Annotated in this window: 19 protein-coding genes; 15 read left to right on the plus strand and 4 right to left on the minus strand. The window is 66.5% G+C overall.

Annotated elements, in window-relative coordinates; translation table 11 throughout:
* Window positions 1–34: 34 nt before the first annotated feature.
* Window positions 35–1045 (plus strand): aldo/keto reductase, encoded by a 1011-nt coding sequence (locus G3N99_RS17015; RefSeq protein ID WP_206122984.1) that lies wholly within the window; start codon window positions 35–37, stop codon window positions 1043–1045.
* 171 nt (window positions 1046–1216) lie between these two features.
* Window positions 1217–1753 carry a DUF3455 domain-containing protein gene (locus G3N99_RS17020; protein WP_174985960.1) on the plus strand — a complete coding sequence of 179 codons (537 nt, stop codon included), beginning with the start codon at window positions 1217–1219 and terminating at the stop codon, window positions 1751–1753.
* A 118-nt stretch (window positions 1754–1871) separates the two neighbouring features.
* Here G3N99_RS17020 and G3N99_RS17025 read toward each other — a convergent pair whose 3' ends face one another.
* On the minus strand, window positions 1872–2537 hold the full coding sequence (locus tag G3N99_RS17025; protein ID WP_206122985.1) for a class I SAM-dependent methyltransferase: 666 nt from the start codon (window positions 2535–2537) through the stop codon (window positions 1872–1874).
* A 48-nt stretch (window positions 2538–2585) separates the two neighbouring features.
* On the opposite strand from G3N99_RS17025, the gene G3N99_RS17030 reads away from it, so the two are divergent.
* From G3N99_RS17030 to G3N99_RS17040, 3 genes are all read left to right on the plus strand, one after another.
* Window positions 2586–3263 (plus strand): TetR family transcriptional regulator, encoded by a 678-nt coding sequence (locus G3N99_RS17030; protein WP_206122986.1) that lies wholly within the window; start codon window positions 2586–2588, stop codon window positions 3261–3263.
* A gap of 529 nt (window positions 3264–3792) precedes the next feature.
* A complete protein-coding gene (locus G3N99_RS17035; protein ID WP_206122987.1) occupies window positions 3793–5181 on the plus strand; it encodes an NCS2 family permease in 1389 nt (462 codons plus the stop codon).
* 213 nt (window positions 5182–5394) lie between these two features.
* On the plus strand, window positions 5395–5988 hold the full coding sequence (locus tag G3N99_RS17040) for a hypothetical protein (protein ID WP_174941182.1): 594 nt from the start codon (window positions 5395–5397) through the stop codon (window positions 5986–5988).
* Window positions 5989–6034: 46 nt separating this feature from the next.
* Here G3N99_RS17040 and G3N99_RS17045 read toward each other — a convergent pair whose 3' ends face one another.
* The gene (locus G3N99_RS17045; protein WP_206122988.1) at window positions 6035–6436 is read right to left on the minus strand and encodes a CopD family protein; all 402 of its coding nucleotides are present in this window, start codon (window positions 6434–6436) and stop codon (window positions 6035–6037) included.
* A complete protein-coding gene (locus tag G3N99_RS17050; RefSeq protein ID WP_174942047.1) occupies window positions 6433–6741 on the minus strand; it encodes a DUF3817 domain-containing protein in 309 nt (102 codons plus the stop codon). Before G3N99_RS17050 ends, G3N99_RS17045 begins: the two co-directional genes overlap by 4 nt.
* A 106-nt stretch (window positions 6742–6847) precedes the next feature.
* On the opposite strand from G3N99_RS17050, the gene G3N99_RS17055 reads away from it, so the two are divergent.
* The 4 genes from G3N99_RS17055 to G3N99_RS17070 all read left to right on the plus strand — a co-directional run bounded on the left by G3N99_RS17055 (window position 6848) and on the right by G3N99_RS17070 (window position 11211).
* Window positions 6848–7795, plus strand: coding sequence for a helix-turn-helix domain-containing protein (locus tag G3N99_RS17055; RefSeq protein ID WP_174941188.1), 948 nt, complete (start codon window positions 6848–6850; stop codon window positions 7793–7795).
* 148 nt (window positions 7796–7943) lie between these two features.
* Window positions 7944–8864: a LysR substrate-binding domain-containing protein gene (locus G3N99_RS17060; RefSeq protein ID WP_174916361.1), complete on the plus strand. Its 921-nt coding sequence runs from the start codon at window positions 7944–7946 to the stop codon at window positions 8862–8864.
* A 225-nt stretch (window positions 8865–9089) separates the two neighbouring features.
* Window positions 9090–9872, plus strand: a complete 783-nt coding sequence (locus G3N99_RS17065; RefSeq protein ID WP_174941190.1) for an ABC transporter substrate-binding protein — start codon at window positions 9090–9092, stop codon at window positions 9870–9872.
* Window positions 9873–10095: 223 nt separating this feature from the next.
* Entirely contained in the window at window positions 10096–11211 is a 1116-nt protein-coding gene (locus G3N99_RS17070; protein ID WP_174941192.1) for a succinylglutamate desuccinylase/aspartoacylase family protein, read from the plus strand.
* Between the two features lie 128 nt (window positions 11212–11339).
* On the opposite strand, the gene G3N99_RS17075 is transcribed toward G3N99_RS17070, so the two are convergent.
* Window positions 11340–12146 carry a MetQ/NlpA family lipoprotein gene (locus tag G3N99_RS17075; protein WP_206122989.1) on the minus strand — a complete coding sequence of 269 codons (807 nt, stop codon included), beginning with the start codon at window positions 12144–12146 and terminating at the stop codon, window positions 11340–11342.
* Between the two features lie 308 nt (window positions 12147–12454).
* On the opposite strand from G3N99_RS17075, the gene G3N99_RS17080 reads away from it, so the two are divergent.
* The 6 genes from G3N99_RS17080 to G3N99_RS17105 all read left to right on the plus strand — a co-directional run bounded on the left by G3N99_RS17080 (window position 12455) and on the right by G3N99_RS17105 (window position 18667).
* Window positions 12455–13612: a porin gene (locus tag G3N99_RS17080; RefSeq protein WP_174942044.1), complete on the plus strand. Its 1158-nt coding sequence runs from the start codon at window positions 12455–12457 to the stop codon at window positions 13610–13612.
* A 212-nt stretch (window positions 13613–13824) separates the two neighbouring features.
* A complete protein-coding gene (locus tag G3N99_RS17085) occupies window positions 13825–14085 on the plus strand; it encodes a DUF2866 domain-containing protein (protein WP_011353838.1) in 261 nt (86 codons plus the stop codon).
* 124 nt (window positions 14086–14209) lie between these two features.
* Complete coding sequence (locus G3N99_RS17090; protein ID WP_174941198.1) at window positions 14210–14593, plus strand: DUF6232 family protein; 384 nt, start codon at window positions 14210–14212, stop codon at window positions 14591–14593.
* A gap of 199 nt (window positions 14594–14792) precedes the next feature.
* The gene (locus tag G3N99_RS17095; RefSeq protein ID WP_011353836.1) at window positions 14793–15020 is read left to right on the plus strand and encodes a hypothetical protein; all 228 of its coding nucleotides are present in this window, start codon (window positions 14793–14795) and stop codon (window positions 15018–15020) included.
* Between the two features lie 238 nt (window positions 15021–15258).
* Complete coding sequence (locus G3N99_RS17100; protein WP_206122990.1) at window positions 15259–17526, plus strand: TonB-dependent hemoglobin/transferrin/lactoferrin family receptor; 2268 nt, start codon at window positions 15259–15261, stop codon at window positions 17524–17526.
* A 49-nt stretch (window positions 17527–17575) separates the two neighbouring features.
* Entirely contained in the window at window positions 17576–18667 is a 1092-nt protein-coding gene (locus G3N99_RS17105; RefSeq protein ID WP_206122991.1) for a ChuX/HutX family heme-like substrate-binding protein, read from the plus strand.
* Window positions 18668–18697 lie beyond the last annotated feature (30 nt).

Consider the following 18697-nt stretch of genomic DNA (forward strand, 5'->3'; position numbering starts at 1 on the left):
CCCGCGGCCTGAACCGGCATACCCGAGACTGCTCATGAGAATCACGCTCCCTTCCCGCCTGGGTTTCGGCACCGCGCCGCTGGGCAACATGTACCGGGACATCCCGCACGAAGAAGCGCTGGCCACGGTCGACGCGGCGTGGGAAAGCGGTATCCGCTACTTCGACGCCGCGCCGCTGTATGGCGCCGGCCTCGCCGAGCTGCGCCTCGGCGAAGCGCTCGCGGGGCGCCCGCGCGACGCGTATTCGCTCGGCACCAAGGTCGGCCGGCTCGTCCTCGACGAACACGAAGACGCATCGCAACGCGATCTCGGCGAAAAAGGCGGCCTGTTCCGCCACGGGCTGCCGAACCGGATCGTCTACGACTACACCGAAGACGGCACGTTGCGCTCGATCGACGCGAGCCTCAAGCGGCTGCGCACCGACCGGCTCGACACCGTGTGGATTCACGACCCGGCCGTCGATTTTCACGGCGACGCCTGGCGCGACGTGTTCGACGTCGCGATGTCGGGCGCGGCCAGGGCCCTCACGCGGCTGCGCGACGAAAAGGTCATCCAGGGCTGGGGCCTCGGCGTGAACCGCGTCGAACCGTGCGAGCTCGCGCTCGAACGCGCGGACCCCGACGGCTTCCTGCTCGCCGGCCGCTACACGCTGCTCGATCATGCCGGCGCGCTCGAACGGCTGATGCCGGAAAGCGCCGCGCGCGGGCTCGGCATCATCGTCGGCGGCCCGTACAACTCGGGTGTGCTGGCGGGCGGAACCCATTACGAGTATCAGCCGGCCACGCAGGCCATGCTCGACCGCGTCGCGCGCATCCGCCAGATCTGCGAACGATTCGGCGTCGACGTCCGCGCGGTGGCGCTGCAATTCTCGCTCGCGCACCCGGCCGTCGCGGCCGCGATCCCTGGCGCAAGCCGCCCCGATCGCATCGACGACAACCTGCGTCTCGCGGCGATGTCGATCCCGGTCGAACTGTGGGATGCGCTGAAAGCCGAGCGCCTGATCGCCGCACATGCACCGACGCCGGTTGGCTCGATTCGAGGTTGAGTCGGGCATGCGCGGCCGCGTCAACCAACGGCCGCGCATCCCGGGCCGCGCGCAATCGCGGCGGCTATCGCCTCGATTGCCATTTGCGCATTGCAGCCGGTGCAATTGGCGTCTAGCGTTTACGGGTTCGTCGACGTATACCCGTCACCCGACCTGAAAGGATGCCTCGCCATGCGAAGCCGCTTCCCGAAACGCCCCCTGCTGCCGGCCGCCGCGGCCTGCGTTGCACTAGCCTTCTGCGCGTCGTCCGCCCGCGCCGACGACTCCTCTGGCCTCGCGCCGCCCCAGCCGGCCACGCCCGTGCTGTCGACGACCGCGGCTGGCATCCAGGTCTACACGTGCGACTACGATGCCGGACACAAGCTCGCGTGGGTGTTCCAGCACCCGGAAGCGATGCTGTTCGACGCCGGCGGCACGCTCGTCGTCCGGCACGGCACGGGGCCGTCATGGGAAGCGCCCGACGGCAGCCGCATCACCGGCAAGAAGCTCGCGGAAGCGCCAAGTGCACGCCCGGGCAGCATTCCGCAACTCCTGCTCGCTGCGACACCGGCCGCAACGGACGCGAAGGCCACGGCCGGCACGCTTGCCGGCGTGCGCTTTGTGCAGCGGCTCGACACCGCGGGCGGCATGCCGCCGGATGCAGCGTGTTCGACCGAGCATGCGATCGGCCGCTTTCCGTATTTCGCGCGCTATGTGTTCCTGAAGTAACGCGCGACGGCGCCCGAAGCGTCGGGCGCCGTCGCGGTGTTGACTTTCACACGCCAGATTAATCAGTCATCCTATTCTTCAAGCAAGGATGCATGCCTCCGTTCAGGTCGCGCTGCGCTCAACCGATCCGCATCGACAACTCGACATCGCCGCCGAACGGCACCGACAGATAGCCGTTCTCCGGTGAGCGTACGTAAGCGAGATAGTCGGGGCTGAAATCGGCATTGTCGGCAACGACGAACGCGCCGGGCCGCAACCGGTGCTCGACGAGTGCAAGCACCTCGGGATACAGCGCCTTCGCGCCATCGAGCAGCAACAGGTCGACCGTTTCCGGCAAATCGGTGGCCAGCGTGCGCAGCGCATCGCCCTCGCGGATCTCGACGAGATCGGCAAGCCCGGCGGCGGCCAGGTTCGCCCGCGCCCGCACGACTTTCGACGGTTCGAATTCGCTCGTGATCAGCAGGCCGCCGCCGTTGTCGCGCAGCGCGGCCGCGAGATGCAGCGTCGAAATGCCGAACGACGTGCCGAATTCGACGATCGACCGCACGCCGCCGCTGCGCGCGAGCATGTACAGCAGCGTGCCCGTTTCGCGCGACACCGCAAGCGGATAGTCCTTCAGGCGTGCATACAGATCGGTGTAGTCGGTCTTGCTGCGCATCAGCCGCGCTTGCTCGTCGCGCGGCAGGCTGGCGAAGTCCGGGCTCGTCGCGGGCGACGAAGCGTCGGCTTCGTCGAACAGGCGTGCCAGCAGCGAAGCCAGCGGGTCGAGCGTCAGGGTGGTCATGCGAATCTCCGGGTTCGGGTTGAGTGCGTCGTGGCACCCGACTAGAATATGACGAACTATTCAGGTTTTACTATTCGCATTGGCAAACCGCTCATGACCGACCGCCCGAACGCCCGGATTGCCACGCGCAAGCAGCCTCAGCAGGCCCGCTCGACCCGGCTCGTCGAAGACGTCCTGCAGGCTGCTGTTCAGGTTTTGGCGAGCGAAGGCGCGCAGCGCTTCACGATGGCGCGGGTCGCCGAACGCGCCGGCGTGAGCGTCGGCTCGCTGTACCAGTACTTCCCGAACAAGGCGGCCGTGCTGTTCCGGTTGCAGCACGACGAATGGCGGCAGACGGCCGAGATGCTGCGCGGGATGCTGGAGGACGCGAGCCAGACGCCGCCCGAGCGGCTGCGCGCGGCGGTTCACGCGTTCATCCGTTCCGAATGCGACGAGGCGCGGATGCGCATCGCGCTCGACGACACCGCACCGCTCTATCGCGACGCGCCCGAGGCGCAGGAAGCGAAAGCGGCCGGCAACCGCATCTTCCAGGCGTTCATGCGGGAGGCGCTGCCCGATGCCCCGGCAGCCACGCGCACACTCGCGTGCGACCTGATCACCACGACGCTCACCACGGCGGGCAAGGCGTTTTCGGAAAACGAGCGCTCGCCCGACGAAATCGACGCGTATTCGACCGCGATGGCCGACATGTTCTGCGCATATCTCGACCATCTCGCGCACAATTGAGGCCGGGGCGACGACGAAAACCGCCCCCGCGCGATGGCGCGATCGTCCGAATGCAGGTTGCGCGCGGCGGCGAATCCCGTCACCGGCCCCTGTTTCCACCGGCCTGCCCAGCCATCATGAAAGACATTTGTAATTTTTGATGCATCCCCCGCTTTCCCCCAGCCCGTCGACCTCGCGTTCAAATAATCGCCTTAACGGATTCGAACTAGGCGTATACACGCGTGTCGTCGCGACGGAGCCCCGTTGCACGCCGATATAAGCGCTGAGACATGCGCTGCATGCTCTTTTCCCAATGGGACGTGATGGGCCGTTCGCCTAACCTTCGCTACGGCAAAGCACACGTGACGGGGTCGACCCCACAACGCGTCGCACGACGCGACACCCTCGCGATCGTTTCGATTCGCACGTAACGACACGGATCACGCGTCATTCGTCCCCACGACGTTGCCGACAATCCCAACTAGATACGAGACACCCTGACGACGGTTCGCTACGGGCCGTTTCAGCATGCTGATAAAGGAGCAAGCTCATGAGTGATACCCCGGTGCAGCCGACGGTCGGCGTCGGCGCGGAAGAAACTGACTTTGGCACCAAGGGAGTCATCGACCGGTACTTCGGCATTTCGTCGCGCGGCAGCACGCAGCGCCGCGAGATCATTGCCGGCGTCACGACCTTCCTCGCGATGGTCTATTCCGTGTTCGTCGTTCCCGGCATGTTCGGCAAGGCCGGCTTCGACACGAGTGCCGTGTTCGTCGCGGTCTGCCTCACCACCGCGTTCGGTTCGCTGTTGATGGGCCTGTGGGCGAAGCTGCCGATCGCGATCGGCTGCGCGATCTCGCTGACCGCGTTCACCGCGTTCGGCCTCGTGCTCGGCAAAGGGCTGTCGCCGACCGTCGCACTCGGCGCCGTGTTCCTGATGGGCCTCGTGTTCACCGGCATTTCCGTCACCGGCGTGCGTTCGTGGATCCTGCGCAACCTGCCCGCGGGCGTCGCGCACGGCACCGGGATCGGCATCGGCCTGTTCCTGCTGCTGATCGCATCGAACGACGTCGGCCTCGTGATCAAGAACCCGGGCGCCGGCCTGCCGGTCTCGCTCGGTCAGATCACTTCGCTCCCTGTCATCATGTCGGTCATCGGCCTCGCCGCGATCTTCGGCCTCGAAAAGCGTCGCGTGCCGGGCGGCATCCTGCTCGTCGTGATCGCGATCTCGATCTTCGGCCTGATCTTCGATCCGAGCGTGAAGTACCACGGCATCTTCGCGCTGCCGTCGCTGAGCGCACCGGGCCATGCGTCGCTGATCGGCGCGATGGACATCAAGGGCGCCCTGTCGATGGCCGTGCTGCCGAGCGTGCTGGCGCTGGTGATGACCGCCGTGTTCGACGCGACCGGCACGATCCGCGCAGTCGCAGGCCAGGCCGGCCAGCTCGACGAGAACGGCCGCATCATCAACGGCGGCCGCGCGCTGACCGCCGATTCGATCAGCTCGATCTTCTCCGGCTTCCTCGGCGGCGCGCCGGCGGCAGCCTACATCGAGTCGAGCGTCGGCGTGGCCGCCGGTGCGAAGACAGGCCTCGCGGCCGCCGTGGTCGGCCTGCTGTTCCTCGTCGTGATGTTCTTCTCGCCGCTCGCGGGCCTCGTGCCGTCGTACGCCACGGCACCGGCGCTGATGTACGTCGGCCTGCTGATGCTCGGCAGCGTGAGCAAGCTGCACATGGACGACATGGTCGACGCGATGTCGGGCCTCGTGTGCGCGGTGTTCATCGTGCTGACCGCGAACATCGTGACGGGCATCATGCTCGGCTTCTCGACGCTCGTGATCGGCCGCCTCGCCAGCGGCGAATTCCGCAAGCTCAACGTCGGCACCGTGCTCATCGCGGCCGTGCTCGTCACGTTCTATCTCGGCGGCTGGGCGATCTGACCGCGAAACGTGCGCGACGTCGCCGGCAGAAGGACGGCGCGCATCGGGACGACATCGTCTCCTCCACCATCATCGTTGATGGTCTCCAGGCCTGGGAACGCAAGTTTCCAGGCTTTTTTTGTTGAGGCGGCGCCATGCGGCGTGCATCGCATCAACGGCGCGGCGTGAATCCGCCCCCGGTGCTACGATCGTGCTTTGCCTTCAGGAGCCCCCATGAACGCGCTCGGCATCGTCTCCGAATCGAGCACCCGGACGTCGGCGCACAAGCCGCCGTTCATCCCGTCGTTCGGCTTCCACGAAGTGCATGAATCGAAGCCGATCGATGCCGCGCCGGCGCGCATCATCGACACGGTCGCCGCGCTCGACATGCGCACGGATCCGGTCGTCGACGCACTGCTCAACGTCCGTGAATTCCCGGTGGCCCTCGCTGCGTCGCTGCGCCACGGCACGCCGCGAGTCGAACGCGAACGCTTCGGCCTCCATGCGTTCACGCCGCTGCATCGCGACGAAACGTCGCTGTCGTTCGGCCTGATCGGCCGCTTCTGGCGTCCGGACCTCGGCGTGCTGAAGATCGCCGACGCGGCGGCGTTCGTGCGGCACGACGACCCGCGCGATGCGAAGCTGGTGCTCCGCTTCGAAGTCGTCGGGCTCGCGTCGGGCGCGCACATGCTGCGCACCGAAACCTTCGTGCATTGCCCGACCGTACGCACGCGGCTGCTGTTCATGCCGTACTGGCTTGCGATCCGGATGGCGAGCGGCTGGATTCGGCGCCGCACGCTGGCGGCGGTGGAGATGGCGCTGGCGTAGGAACCATCCCGCCTCTGCCGATGGCCGGCACGCGCCGGCCTGCGCATCAGAACGGCTTGATCACGACCAGCCCGACGACGATCGCCGTCGCGGCCACGACCACCCCCGCCGCCTGCCCGAGCCACGGCGCCGGCACGACGACGAGATCGTCGCGTTCCATCCGCCGCAGCGTGCCGGCCAGGATCCCGTGCAGCGCCGACAGCGCAACGACCACCACGAGCTTGACCGACAGCCACGCCGCGCCGAACCAGTGACCGTTCAGCGCCAGTGCGATCCCCGCGATCCAGACGAGCGCAAGCGCGGGTGTCGTCACCGTGCGGTCCCAGCGGCGCACCGCGCGATGCACGGCGAGGTTGGCGATGCGCACGCCGACAGACAGCAGCAGCAGGCCGCCGACGAACGTGACCATGGCAACGACATGAACGGCCTTGAGCCACAGATAGATCATTGCGCATGCCTCCTGCGCGCGATCCATCCGGCACTCGTCAGGCCGACAAACGGCACGACGGCCGCCAGCACGAGCCGCGCGACTTCAGCCCTGCTCCACAGCCCGCTCGATGCGGTGCCGACGACCGCCCACACGTACATCGCGAACGCGATGCCGTGCACCGGGCCCATGATCGATACCGCAGCCGGATAACCGGCCAGGTGCTTGAGCGGCACGGCGACGCACACCAGCACGACAAGCGTGGTCGCCTCCAGCAACGACAGGTATTGCAGGTTCCGCAGCGCATTGCGATCGTCTTGTTGCATCGGCAGTCTCCAGGTTGGCCCGCGACGATTGTCGCGTGTGGTGCCGTTCCGGGCCATTGGCTAAAATGACATCTTTAAACGGATTCTGGCCAAGCCCTCGAACGCCATGCATACGGTCGCCGTTCTCGCCCTGCCCGAGGTCGTCCCGTTCGATCTGGGCATCGCGTGCGACACGTTCGCACGTGTGCGTTCGCCCACCGTCGCGCAGCCCTACCGCGTCCGCGTGTGCAGCGAGCACGCACGTGTCGCGGGCGACCTGTTCGACCTGCGCCCCCCGTTTCGTCTCGACGCGCTCGCCGATGCCGACACGATCGTCGTTCCCGGCACGTCCGTGCCGCTCGCGCCCACGTCGCGTCACGTGATCGCGGCACTGCGCGCGGCAGCCGCGCGCGGTTGCCGGATCGCGTCGATCTGCAGCGGCGCGTTCGTGCTCGCGGAAGCCGGGCTGCTCGACGGCCTGCGCGCGACCACGCACTGGCTCGCGGCCGCCGAACTCGCGCGCCGCTATCCAGGCGTGACGGTCGATCCGAACGTGCTGTTCGTCGACAACGGACAGATACTGACGTCGGCCGGCGCGGCGGCCGGCCTCGATCTTTGCCTGCACCTGATCCAGGCCGACTACGGCGCGGCAGTCGCCGTCGACGCGGCGCGCTGTGCGGTGGCGCCGCGGGTCCGCGAGGGCGGGCAGGCGCAGTTCATCGCGCCGGAATGGCCGAGCGGCACCGATGGCCTGCAGGGGCTGATGGACTGGCTGCAGGCCAACCTGCGCAAGCCGCTCACGCTCGACGCGATGGCCCGCAAGGCGTCGACGAGCGTGCGCACACTGACGCGGCGCTTCCAGGAGCAGACGGGCACGTCGCCACGGCAATGGCTGCAGACCGCGCGCGTCAGGCATGCGCAGCAGTTGCTGGAGGTCACAGAGCTGTCGATCGAGCATGTCGCGACGGAGGCCGGTTTCGGTTCGGTTACCGCGTTTCGCGAGCGCTTCGCGCGCATCGTCGGCACGTCGCCGCAGCGGTATCGTCAGGCGTTCCGCGCGCGAACCGGCGCATGATGATCACCTCGTCACTACCTGCCGCACCGCGGCTCGCGTTGCCGATCCCTGGTAGCGAAAGATCATGCGCACGCAACCGTCAGGATCGCTACCGAATTCAGCAACACCCTATCGCCCGCCACAGCATCGCGCCAACCGGACCCGATCGATGACCCGCATCCGCAACCCCCTGAACATCGCGCAGCTCCAGGCGTTCGTCTCCGCCGCGCATCACAAGAGCCTGCGCGCCGCCGCACGCGAACTCGGCGTCACGCAGCCCGCGATCACGCATACGATCCGTGAGCTCGAAACGGCGCTCAACGCGGAACTGCTCGCGCGCAGCGTACGCGGCGTCGAGCTGACCGCATGCGGCCATGCGCTGCTGCCGCGCGCCGAGCAGCTGCTCGGCGATATCCGCCGCACGGTCGAGGCCGTCGAGCAGGTGAAAGGCGAGATGTCGGGGCGCGTCGCGGTCGGCACGATGCCTTCGATCGCGCTGACCGCGCTGCCGCGCGCGGTGACGGCATTCCGCCAGTCGATGCCGAACGTGAGCCTGCATCTCGAGGAAGTGACGGTGCCCGACGCGCTCGCGCAGTTGCGCAACGGCACGCTCGACATCGCTGCGATGCACCATGTGCCCGCGCTCGACCGCGATTTCACGCAATCGCCGCTGCTGTCGACCGAATTCACCGTGGTGATGCGCGAAGGCCACCCGCTTGCGCATGCGCGCCGGTTAGAGGAATTGCTCGATGCCGAATGGATCGTCACCGTCGGCGCCGAGCAGTTTCCGCACAGCGTGATGGTCGGGATGTTCGAGGCGCACGGGCTGCCGCTGCCGAAGCGCCTGCTGCGATCGCCGATGTCGTTCGCGGTGACCCTCGGGCTCGTCGCGCGCTCGGACGTGATCGGCTGCTTCACGCGCCCGCTGGCCGCGATGGTCGCGCCGCTCGGCATCCGCACGGCCGAACTCGACGAAAGCATGCCGCGCTTCGACCTGTCGATCATCGCGCGGCGCGACCTGCTGCCCACGCCCGCCGTCACGCAATTCGTCACGTGCCTGCAGCGCGCGGTCAACGAAACGCTCGGCTGAATCGTTCCTGTGTCTGAAACGGCGGCGCACCCGACGCGCCGCCGCCGGGCCCGGTATCGGGGCTTGTCCTAGGCGCCCTGCCGGTATTTTGTCTTGATAATCTTGCGCACGTCGCGCGCCCGCATCGGGTGGCGAAACGGACAGCCTGTCGCGAAGCCGCGCCGGGCCGAAGGCTTACGGCGCGGCACAACCGCGCACCCATCGAACAAAACGAGGAGTCACCGAGTGAAAAAGATTCTTGCGGCTGTGACCGTAGCCCTGCTCGCCGTATCGGCAGGCACCGCGTATGCGAAGGACTGGACGACCGTGCGGTTCGGCGTCGACGCAAGCTACCCGCCTTTCGAATCGAAAGGCGCTGACGGCAAGGTGGTCGGGTTCGACGTCGACCTCGGCAATGAAATCTGCCGCCGCATGAACGCGAAGTGCGTGTGGATCGAAAACGACTTCGACGGGATGATTCCGGCACTGAAGGCCCGCAAGTTCGACGGCGTGCTGTCGTCGATGTCGATGACGCCGGCGCGTCAGGAACAGATCGCCTTCTCGGCGAAGCTGTTCAACACGCCGACGCGCCTCGTCACGAAGAAGGGCGCCGGCCTGATGCCGACGGCCGAATCGCTGAAGGGCAAGTCGGTGGGCGTCGAGCAGGGCACGATCCAGGAAACCTATGCGAAGACGTACTGGGCCTCGAAGGGCGTGAACGTCGTGCCTTACCAGAACCAGGACCAGGTCTACGCCGACCTGATCTCGGGCCGTCTGGACGGCGCGCTGCAGGACGCGGTGCAGGCTGAAATCGGCTTCCTGAAGACGCCGCGCGGCGCGAACTTCGATTTCGCCGGCAAGGACATCGACGATCCGAAGACGCTCGGCAACGGCGCCGGCATCGGCCTGCGCAAGGAAGACACCGACCTGAAGACGAAGATCGACGGCGCGATCGCCGGCATGCGCAAGGACGGCACGTACGACAAGATCGCGAAGAAGTACTTCGATTTCGACGTCTACGGCAAGTAATCCGCCTGCCAAGCGCACGCTTCGCTTCGGCACGAACGGGCTCCGCAAGGAGCCCGTTTTTTTTCGCACGCGGTGCCGGCGGCGTTATTTTTTCCGCACCAACCTGATGATTCTCAAAGAAAATCGACGTGTTCTGGCGCCGGTTTGATGGCGGCGAGGGGGCAACGTACAATCGATCTTCCACGCACACCGGATCATTCGCGGCTGCGCCGCACTCCCCATCATGCAAACGCAGACCCATCCGCTGATTTCCCCCGCCGTCGGTACCGAACGCCAGATCACGAGCTTTCACTACGGCCCGCGCGGCGGCAAGAAGGTCTATATCCAGTCGTCGCTGCACGCGGACGAACTGCCCGGCATGCTGGTCGCCACGCTGCTGCGCCGCAAGATCGCCGCGCTCGAGACGGCCGGCAAGCTGCGCGGCGAAGTCGTCATCGTGCCCGTGCCGAACCCGATCGGCCTGTCGCAACACGTGTTCGGCGATCACCTCGGCCGCTTCGAGCTCGGCTCGATGCAGAACTTCAACCGCAATTTCTACGATCTCGCGGCGCTCGTGCTGCCGCGTGTCGAAAACCGCCTCACGAACGATGCGCAGCACAACCTCGTCGCCGTGCGCGCCGCGATGCGCGAAGCGCTCGACGAGCAGAAGCCGCGTACCGAGCTCGACTCGCAGCGCCTCGCGCTGCAGAAGCTGTCGTTCGACGCCGATATCGTGCTCGACCTGCACTGCGATAGCGATGCGGTCATGCACCTCTACACGAATCCCGACCTGTGGCCGGACGTCGAGCCGCTGTCGCGCTACCTCGACGCGCAGGCGTCGCTGCTCGCGCTGAACTCGGTCGGCAACCCGTTCGACGAGATCCACAGCTTCTGCTGGTCGGACCTGCGCAACCGCTTCGGCGACCGCTTCCCGATCCCGAACGGCGCGATTTCCGTCACGATCGAGCTGCGCAGCGAGCGCGACGTGTCGTACGAGTTCGCCGAAAAGGACGCGCAGGCGATCGTCGAATACCTGACCGAGCGCGGTGTCGTCGACGGCACGCCGGCGCCGCTGCCGCCGCTCGCGCATCCGGCCACGCCGCTCGCGGGCACCGATCCGCTCGTCGCGCCCGTGTCGGGCGTGATCGTGTTCCGCACGCCGGTCGGCGTGATGATCGAGGTTGGCCAGGCCGTGGCCGACATCGTCGATCCGCTGACCGATCGCGTCGTCACGCTGAAGAGCAGCGTGTCGGGCGTGCTGTACGCGCGCCAGATCGTGCGCTTCGCGACGGCCGGCATGGAAGTCGCGCGGATTGCCGGCGCGACCGCGATCCGCACGGGTTCGCTGCTGTCGGCCTGAGCAGGCGGCTTGCGCGCCGGTGAACGGCGCGCATTGCGTTCACCGCACGCACCAACGAGATCGCCCGCTTGCGCGGGCGATTTGCTTTCCGGATCGTCGAAATCCGGCCATCCGGTACGTGAAAACGTTCAGAACGCCGGCACGATCGCGCCGCCGAACTTCTGATCGATGAACTTGCGCACGTCGTCCGATTCATAGGCCGCGACGAGCTTCTTCACCCACGCCTTGTCCTTGTCCTGCGCGCGCACCGCGATCAGGTTTGCGTACGGCCCGCGCAGGTCCTCGATCGCGATTGCATCCTTCACCGGCGTGAGCCCGGCTTTCACCGCGTAGTCGGTGTTGATCGACGCGGCATCGACGTCGGGCAGCGCGCGCGGCAGCTGCGCGGCGTCGAGTTCGACGATCTTGATCTTCTTCGGGTTCTCGGCGACGTCGAGTGGCGTCGCATTCACGCCGTTCGTGCCGGCACCCGCCTTCAGCTTGATCACGCCGTACTTCTGCAACAGCAGCAGCGCGCGGTTGCCGTTCGACGGATCGTTCTGGATCCCGACCTTCGCCCCCACCGGCAAGTCCTTCAGCGACTTGAGCTTTTTCGAATAGAAGCCCATCGGCGCCGTGTACGTGAGCCCGACGTTGACGATCTTGTAGCCGCGCTGCTTGATCTGGCTGTCGAGGAACGGCTGGTGCTGGAAGCCGTTCGCGTCCAGATCGCCGGAATCGAGCGCCGCGTTCGGCTGCACGTAGTCGTTGAATTCGATGACCTTGATCGCGAGGCCTTCGTGCGCGGCGACCTTCGTCACTTCGGTCCAGATCTGTGCGTCGGGGCCGCTCATCGTGCCGATTTTCAGCGTTTGCGGGTCGGCGTACGCGCCGGGCGCCGCGAATGCCAGCGCGGCGGCGAGTGCGCCGAGGCCGGTCAGGAATGAACGTCGCATGGTGTCCTCTTGTCCCGTGTCGTTTGTTGGAACACGGATCGTGGCATGGGGCCGGAACGCCACCAACCAAGCTTATTTCATGTGCATATTCCCGATTCCGATCGAATCTCAGTCTGAATCGGTATAACCACCGACTATACAAGTGGGCAGAATTCAGTGTCGCATCGACGCCACAGATTCTTCATATGACAGTCGCTGTCATATTCATTACGTGGCCCCTCGATAAAGTTGCCGCCGGTCCGTGAAAGCGCCCATAGAGAGCGCCGGAACCGCAACTGGACACGCCATTTATTCGCTCGGAGAATCCTTTGAACAAGAAACTGTTGACCATCGCCGTCCTGGCAGCAACGGCCGGCACGGCGCACGCACAAAGCAGCGTGACCCTGTACGGCGTTATCGATGCCGGTATCAGCTACGTGAACCACAGCAAGACCGCCAACGGCGGCTCGGGCAAGCTGTTCAAGTACGACGACGGCGTTGCCCAAGGCAGCCGTTGGGGCCTGCGCGGCACCGAAGACCTCGGTGGCGGCCTGAAGGCGATCTTCGTGCTCGAAAACGGCTTCAACAGCGGTAACGGCACGATCGGCCAGGGCGGCGCAATCTTCGGTCGCCAGGCTTACGTCGGCCTGAGCCAGTCGCAATACGGTACGGTCACGTTCGGCCGCCAGTACTCGTTCTCGACCGACATCCTCGGCTCGAACTACTCGACGGGTGGCAACACGGTCGCGGGTAACTACGCGTACCACGTGAACGACCTCGACCAGCTCACGTCGAGCCGCATCAACAACGCCGTGAAGTTCCAGAGCGCGAACTACTCGGGCTTCACGTTCGGCGCGTTGTACGGCTTCTCGAACTCGACGGACTTCGCCGGCGCAGCCGCAACGACGTCGGGCACGACGACGACGGCAGGCTCGTCGCGCGCATACAGCTTCGGCCTGAACTACGCGAACGGCCCGCTGTCGGTTGGCGCAGCCTACACGGACATCCGCTTCCCGAGCCAGTCGTCGCCGGCATTCTCGACGACGATCGCCAACATCAGCACGGGCAACGTCCGCGACCTGCGCACGTACGGCGTCGGTGGCCGTTACGTCTGGGGCCCGGCAACGGCATGGCTGCTGTGGACGCGTACGCAGTTCTCGACCGTGTCGGGCGCCGGCGGCACGTTCTACAACGCGTATGAAGCAGGCGCGAAGTACGCATTCACGCCGGCTCTGTCGGGTGGCCTCGGCTACACGTACACGAACGCAACGCAGAGCGGCAACTCGTGGCACTGGAACCAGGTCAACGGTATCGCCGACTACGCACTCAGCAAGCGTACGGACGTGTACGGCCTGGTCGTGTACCAGCAAGCGTCGGGCAAGGGCGTGCAAGCGCAGATCGGCTCGAGCACGAGCTACTTCAATACGTCGGGCACGGGTTCGAAGAACCAGATCGCCGCACGTATCGGTATCCGTCACAAGTTCTAAAGCATCCGCTTAACTCGCGGATCACGACGGCAAGAAGCGCCCCGCTCCACGCGGGGCGCTTTTTTATGTGCTTTTAAGTTTCGCTTAATTCTGGGCTGAGAGGATGCTCTCACCCCCCCTGTTGGCCGCCTGAGCATCGGCGGCTTTTTTTTTGAACCGCCGACGGCGCCGCCATCGATTGCCCACAAGACGAGACAGGATCGGAGGCCATGATGATCGAAGATACCGTTTTCAGCCATCTGCACGCGATTCTGACGTGCCAACACTCGATGCCGGTCCAGAGCTGCCGCGTATCGGTCGAAATGCAGCGCCCGTGGGGCCGGCCGTATCGTCTCGTCGAATGGACGATGCATCTCGACGCGCCCGCGCGGCGCCAGATCGTGCCGGCCGAATCGACCGACGAAGAGATCGCCGAAGTCGTCGCCTCACACGTGCCGGGCCGGCTTTACGGCGACGGCCGCCTGCAGTTCTGAACGCCTTTTTGCTCCCCCCGCTTCCCGTCTTTCAGCCGCGCCGCACGCATCGTGCGGCAGTCGGTCTCGTTTGATGCAGCAACGAAACCTGCTACGCTGCGCGTTTTCGTCCACGCAACACACGATGGAAAACGCATTCAACGAACGTGGCGTGATGATCACGCGCAACGGCCTGTCGGCCGCCGGTCAGGTATTCGCACTCCGTGATATCCGTCAGGTCGATGTCGTCAAGATTCCGAAGAACCGCCTCGTGCCGTCGCTGATTTCGCTGATCGGCGCGGCCGTCGCCGTCGCAGGCGGCATCGCCGGATCGAGCGCCGCGCTCGTCGTCGGCGTGATGCTCGCCGTCGTCGGCTATCTGGCATGGGCCACGCAGGACATCACGTATCGCCTGATGGTCGAGATGCCCGACGGCAAGCGCGAAGCGCTGTCGAGCGTCGACGCCGAGTTCGTCGAACGCGTCGCGCAGGTCGTGCGCGATGCGCAGGCCGCGAAGTCGGCCGGCTGATTCCGTTCGCCCCCTGCACGCTTCGATTCACGGTGCGCGGCCGCGCGCGGCGCGTTTCGCGTCGGGCAACGCCGCCGTCGATTGCCCCGTCGAGTCGCATTCCGCCCCCCCGCCTGGCCAACACCGCGCCTGCACTGCGTACGCCGACCGCCTAGTATGGAATGAGCGGCTCGCCGCCGCATCGTCCGAGGAGGCCAGCATGAACGTCCAGACGCTGTCCGGCACGCTTCGCGCGCAGGAACTGCTGATCGTGTCGATGATCCGCGCGCTTCCCCCTGACGCACGCCGTGCGCTCGTCGACCTCTACACCGAACAGATCGCGTTCGCCGAACAGGCCGGCCTCGAAGGCCACAGCGATCGCGCGACGCACGACGCGTTCATCACGCATGCGCGCAACCTGCTGATCCGCATCGAAGCGCTCGCCTAGCCGGGCCCGCGTTTCTCCCGATTTTCCCGCCGCGGCTCGCCCGAGCCGTGCAGGTAAGCGCTCACCCACGCGAGCCGCTTTCCGTTCTTGTATTGATAATAATTCTCATTTACACTGGTAAAGTTATCAGTTGCCTTTCAATTCGCCGCTCGCCGCCTTCCGTGCGCGGGCGGGCCAGCCAGGTGAACGCGTCACCCAGCCAGCCTTCGGGCTTGTCATCATCAATGGGAGACCACCTGTGCATTGCTATACGCTGGCGCGGCGGCCGATCTGTGCCGCGCTGTTCGGCGCGTTCGGCCTGTCCACCGCCACGGCTCACGCCGATTCGACGCCGCAAGGCGCCACCTCGCCTTCCACCATGCTCGTCGCCGCGTCCACACGCGGCGATGCGGCGCTGCTCGACCCCGTCACCGTCACGGCCAACCGCACCGCCACGGCCGCGAGCCGCACGGCTGCGTCCGTCTCGGTGATCACCGACGAGGATCTGGAAGAACAGCAGGCCACCAATATCAAGGACGCGCTGCGCTACGAGCCGGGCGTCACCGTGCGCCGCACCGCGTACCGGCCCGGCAGCGCCGCGCTCGGCGGCGGCCGCGACGGCGATTCGAGCATCAACATCCGCGGCCTCGAAGGCAATCGCGTGCTGCTGATGGAAGACGGCATCCGCCTGCCGAACGCGTTTTCATTCGGGCCGCTCGAAGCGGGGCGCGGCGACTACGCCGATCTCGACACGCTCAAGCGCATCGAGATCCTGCGCGGGCCGGCCTCGGCGCTCTACGGCAGCGACGGCCTGACCGGCGCGGTGAACTTCATCACGAAGGATCCGCGCGACCTGCTGTCGATCTACAACAAGCCCTACTACTTCTCGTTCCGGCCGAGCTACGACTCGGCCGACCGCAGCGTCGGCGCGACCGTGTCGGCCGCGGGCGGCAACGATCGCGTGCAGGGGATGATCATCGCCGACGGCCGGCGCGGCCACGAGGTCGACACGCGCGGCAGCAACAACTCGGCGAGCACGCTGCGCACCACGTCGAACCCGCAGGACGTCTATTCGGAATCGCTGCTCGGCAAGCTCGTGCTGACGCCGACCACGCGCGACACGATCAAGTTCACCGCCGAAACGGTGCAGCGCCGCGTGAGCACCGACGTGCTGTCGGCGATCAGCCCGCCGACCACGCTCGGCCTCACGACCTACGACCGGCTCGAGCGCAACCGCTTCAGCGTCGACTACGACTTCCACGACGACGCATTCCGCTGGTTCCAGACCGCGCACGTGCAGTTCTACTACCAGGACGCGAAGCAGGACCAGTACGCGTTCGAGACGCGCGGTCGGGCGGCTTCGCGTTCGCGCGACAACCAGTACAAGGAGCGCACGTTCGGCGGCTCCGCGTTCGCAGAAAGCGGCTTCGCGACCGGCCCGTTCGCGCACAAGCTGCTGTATGGCGTCGACGGCAGCGTGTCGCGCGTGACGAACATGCGCGACGGCACGGTGCCGGGCGTCGGCGAAGCGTTCCCGAACAAGGCGTTCCCCGACACCGACTACACGCTGTTCGGCGCATTCGTGCAGGACCAGATCGGCTACGGCCGCCTGCTCGTCACGCCGGGCCTGCGCTTCGACACGTACCGGCTGAGCCCGACCGAAAACGATCCGCTGTTCACCGGCAAGGCCGTATCGACGAGCGCGAACGAACTGTCGCCGCGCGTCGCCGTGCTCTACGAGATCACGCCCGCGGTCATTCCGTACGTGCAGTATGCGCACGGCTTCCGCGCGCCGACGCCCGACCAGGTGAACAGCAGCTTCTCGAACCCGGTGTACGGCTACACGTCGATCGGCAATCCGAACCTGAAGCCCGAGACGAGCGATACGTTCGAAGCCGGCCTGCGCGGCAAGGCCGGCACCGGTTACGGCGTCGTGCGCTACAGCGCGGCCGCGTTCACGGGCCGCTACCGCAACTTCATCTCGCGCACGACGATCGCCGGCAGCGGCCGGCCGGCCGACCCGTTCGTGTTCCAGTACGTGAACTTCGCCGACGCGCGCATTCACGGCCTCGAAGGCCGCGCCGAATGGGTGATGCCGAACGGCATCACGCTGAAGACGGCAATGGCGTTCACGAAAGGCTCGACGCAGAACGACGGCGCGGCCAGCCAGCCGCTGAACACCGTCAACCCGTTCTCGGCCGTGTTCGGCGTGCGCTACGAGCCGACCGAGCGCTGGTACGTGCAGACCGACCTGCTGTTCCAGGCCGCGAAACGCGACAAGGACATCGACAAGTCCGACTGCTCGAACAAGGCGTGCTTCTCGCCGCCGTCGTCGTTCGTCGTCGACCTGCGCGGCGGCTACCGCTTCAACAAGCACGTGAGCGCGACGATCGGCATCCGCAACCTGTTCGACCGCAAATACTGGAACTGGTCGGACGTGCGCGGCATCGCGGCCGATTCGCAGGTGCTCGATGCATATACGTCGTCCGGACGCACGGTCGCCGTCAGCATGAAAGTGGATTTCTGATGCGCGCCGCCCGCGCTGCCACCCCAACCGTTACTTGAAGGAGTCCGACATGATGCAATCCGCCCTTCCCGGTCAACCGGCCACGCCGGCCCGCGCGGCCGCCGCGCTGCGCGACGCGTTCATCAAGCTCAAGACCGAGCGCCAGCTGCGCAACCGCGACGTCGCGCAGGCGCTCGGGGTCAGCGAAGGCGAGGCGCTCGCCGCGTTCGTCGGCGAGCACGTCGTGCGGCTCGACGCGCGCTTTCCGGCGATGTTCGAGGAAATGCCGCGCCTTGGCCGCGTGATGGCGCTCACGCGCAACGACACGGCCGTCCACGAAAAGGATGGCGAATATGCGCAGATGAGCCACGACGGCCCCGTCGGCCTCGCGCTCGGCGATATCGACCTGCGCATCTTCTATCGTCACTGGGTGTCGGCGTTCGCGGTGCGCGACGAAACCGCGCACGGTCCGCTCAAGAGCCTGCAGTTCTTCGACGCGCAGGGTCATGCGATCCACAAGGTGTACCTGCGCGCGCACAGCGACCACGCCGCGTACGACGCGTTCGTCGAGCGCTGGCGTGCGCCGTCGCAGGAGCCGGGCCTCGAGGTCGCCCCCGCCGCACCGAAAACGCCCGAGCGTGCCGACACCGAGATCGACGTCGCGGGCTTCCGCGCCGCGTGGGACGCGATGACCGACACGCACCAGTTCTTCGGCATCACGCAGCGCTTCGGCGTGAGCCGCATGCAGGCGCTGCGGCTCGCCGATCCGCAATACGCGTATCCGGTTGAAACCGCGCATGCGCTGCGTCACGTGCTCCAGCAAGCCGCGCAGAGCGGCCAGCCGATCATGGTGTTCGTCGGCAATGCGGGGATGATCCAGATCCATACGGGCCCCGTCGCGAACGTGCGCGAGGTCGGCGCATGGATCAACGTACTCGACCCCGGTTTCAACCTGCACGTGCGCGAGGACCTGATCGCCGCCGCGTGGGTCGTGAAGAAGCCGACGAGCGACGGCATCGTCACGTCGCTTGAACTCTTCGACCGGCAGGGCGACCACGTCGCGCTGCTGTTCGGCGAACGCAAGCCCGGCAAGGTCGAACGTGACGACTGGCGCGCACTCGTCGCGACGCTGCCGGCCGCGGCACGCGGAGGCGCGCGGTGAGCGCGCGACTGTTCGATCCGCGCCGCCGCG

The sequence above is a fragment of the Burkholderia sp. Ac-20392 genome, from assembly GCF_017104585.1.
Lineage (GTDB): Bacteria > Pseudomonadota > Gammaproteobacteria > Burkholderiales > Burkholderiaceae > Burkholderia > Burkholderia lata.

Coding starts and splice junctions, on each gene's coding strand:
- G3N99_RS17015 (WP_206122984.1), top strand. CDS start 35: ATGAGAATCACGCTCCCTTCCCGCCTGGGTTTCGGCACCGCGCCGCTG.
- G3N99_RS17090 (WP_174941198.1), top strand. CDS start 14,210: ATGGAAAACGCATTCAACGAACGTGGCGTGATGATCACGCGCAACGGC.
- G3N99_RS17075 (WP_206122989.1), bottom strand. CDS start 12,146: ATGCGACGTTCATTCCTGACCGGCCTCGGCGCACTCGCCGCCGCGCTG.
- G3N99_RS17050 (WP_174942047.1), bottom strand. CDS start 6,741: ATGCAACAAGACGATCGCAATGCGCTGCGGAACCTGCAATACCTGTCG.
- G3N99_RS17085 (WP_011353838.1), top strand. CDS start 13,825: ATGATCGAAGATACCGTTTTCAGCCATCTGCACGCGATTCTGACGTGC.
- G3N99_RS17105 (WP_206122991.1), top strand. CDS start 17,576: ATGATGCAATCCGCCCTTCCCGGTCAACCGGCCACGCCGGCCCGCGCG.
- G3N99_RS17070 (WP_174941192.1), top strand. CDS start 10,096: ATGCAAACGCAGACCCATCCGCTGATTTCCCCCGCCGTCGGTACCGAA.
- G3N99_RS17020 (WP_174985960.1), top strand. CDS start 1,217: ATGCGAAGCCGCTTCCCGAAACGCCCCCTGCTGCCGGCCGCCGCGGCC.
- G3N99_RS17055 (WP_174941188.1), top strand. CDS start 6,848: ATGCATACGGTCGCCGTTCTCGCCCTGCCCGAGGTCGTCCCGTTCGAT.
- G3N99_RS17035 (WP_206122987.1), top strand. CDS start 3,793: ATGAGTGATACCCCGGTGCAGCCGACGGTCGGCGTCGGCGCGGAAGAA.
- G3N99_RS17040 (WP_174941182.1), top strand. CDS start 5,395: ATGAACGCGCTCGGCATCGTCTCCGAATCGAGCACCCGGACGTCGGCG.
- G3N99_RS17060 (WP_174916361.1), top strand. CDS start 7,944: ATGACCCGCATCCGCAACCCCCTGAACATCGCGCAGCTCCAGGCGTTC.
- G3N99_RS17095 (WP_011353836.1), top strand. CDS start 14,793: ATGAACGTCCAGACGCTGTCCGGCACGCTTCGCGCGCAGGAACTGCTG.
- G3N99_RS17030 (WP_206122986.1), top strand. CDS start 2,586: ATGACGAACTATTCAGGTTTTACTATTCGCATTGGCAAACCGCTCATG.
- G3N99_RS17025 (WP_206122985.1), bottom strand. CDS start 2,537: ATGACCACCCTGACGCTCGACCCGCTGGCTTCGCTGCTGGCACGCCTG.
- G3N99_RS17045 (WP_206122988.1), bottom strand. CDS start 6,436: ATGATCTATCTGTGGCTCAAGGCCGTTCATGTCGTTGCCATGGTCACG.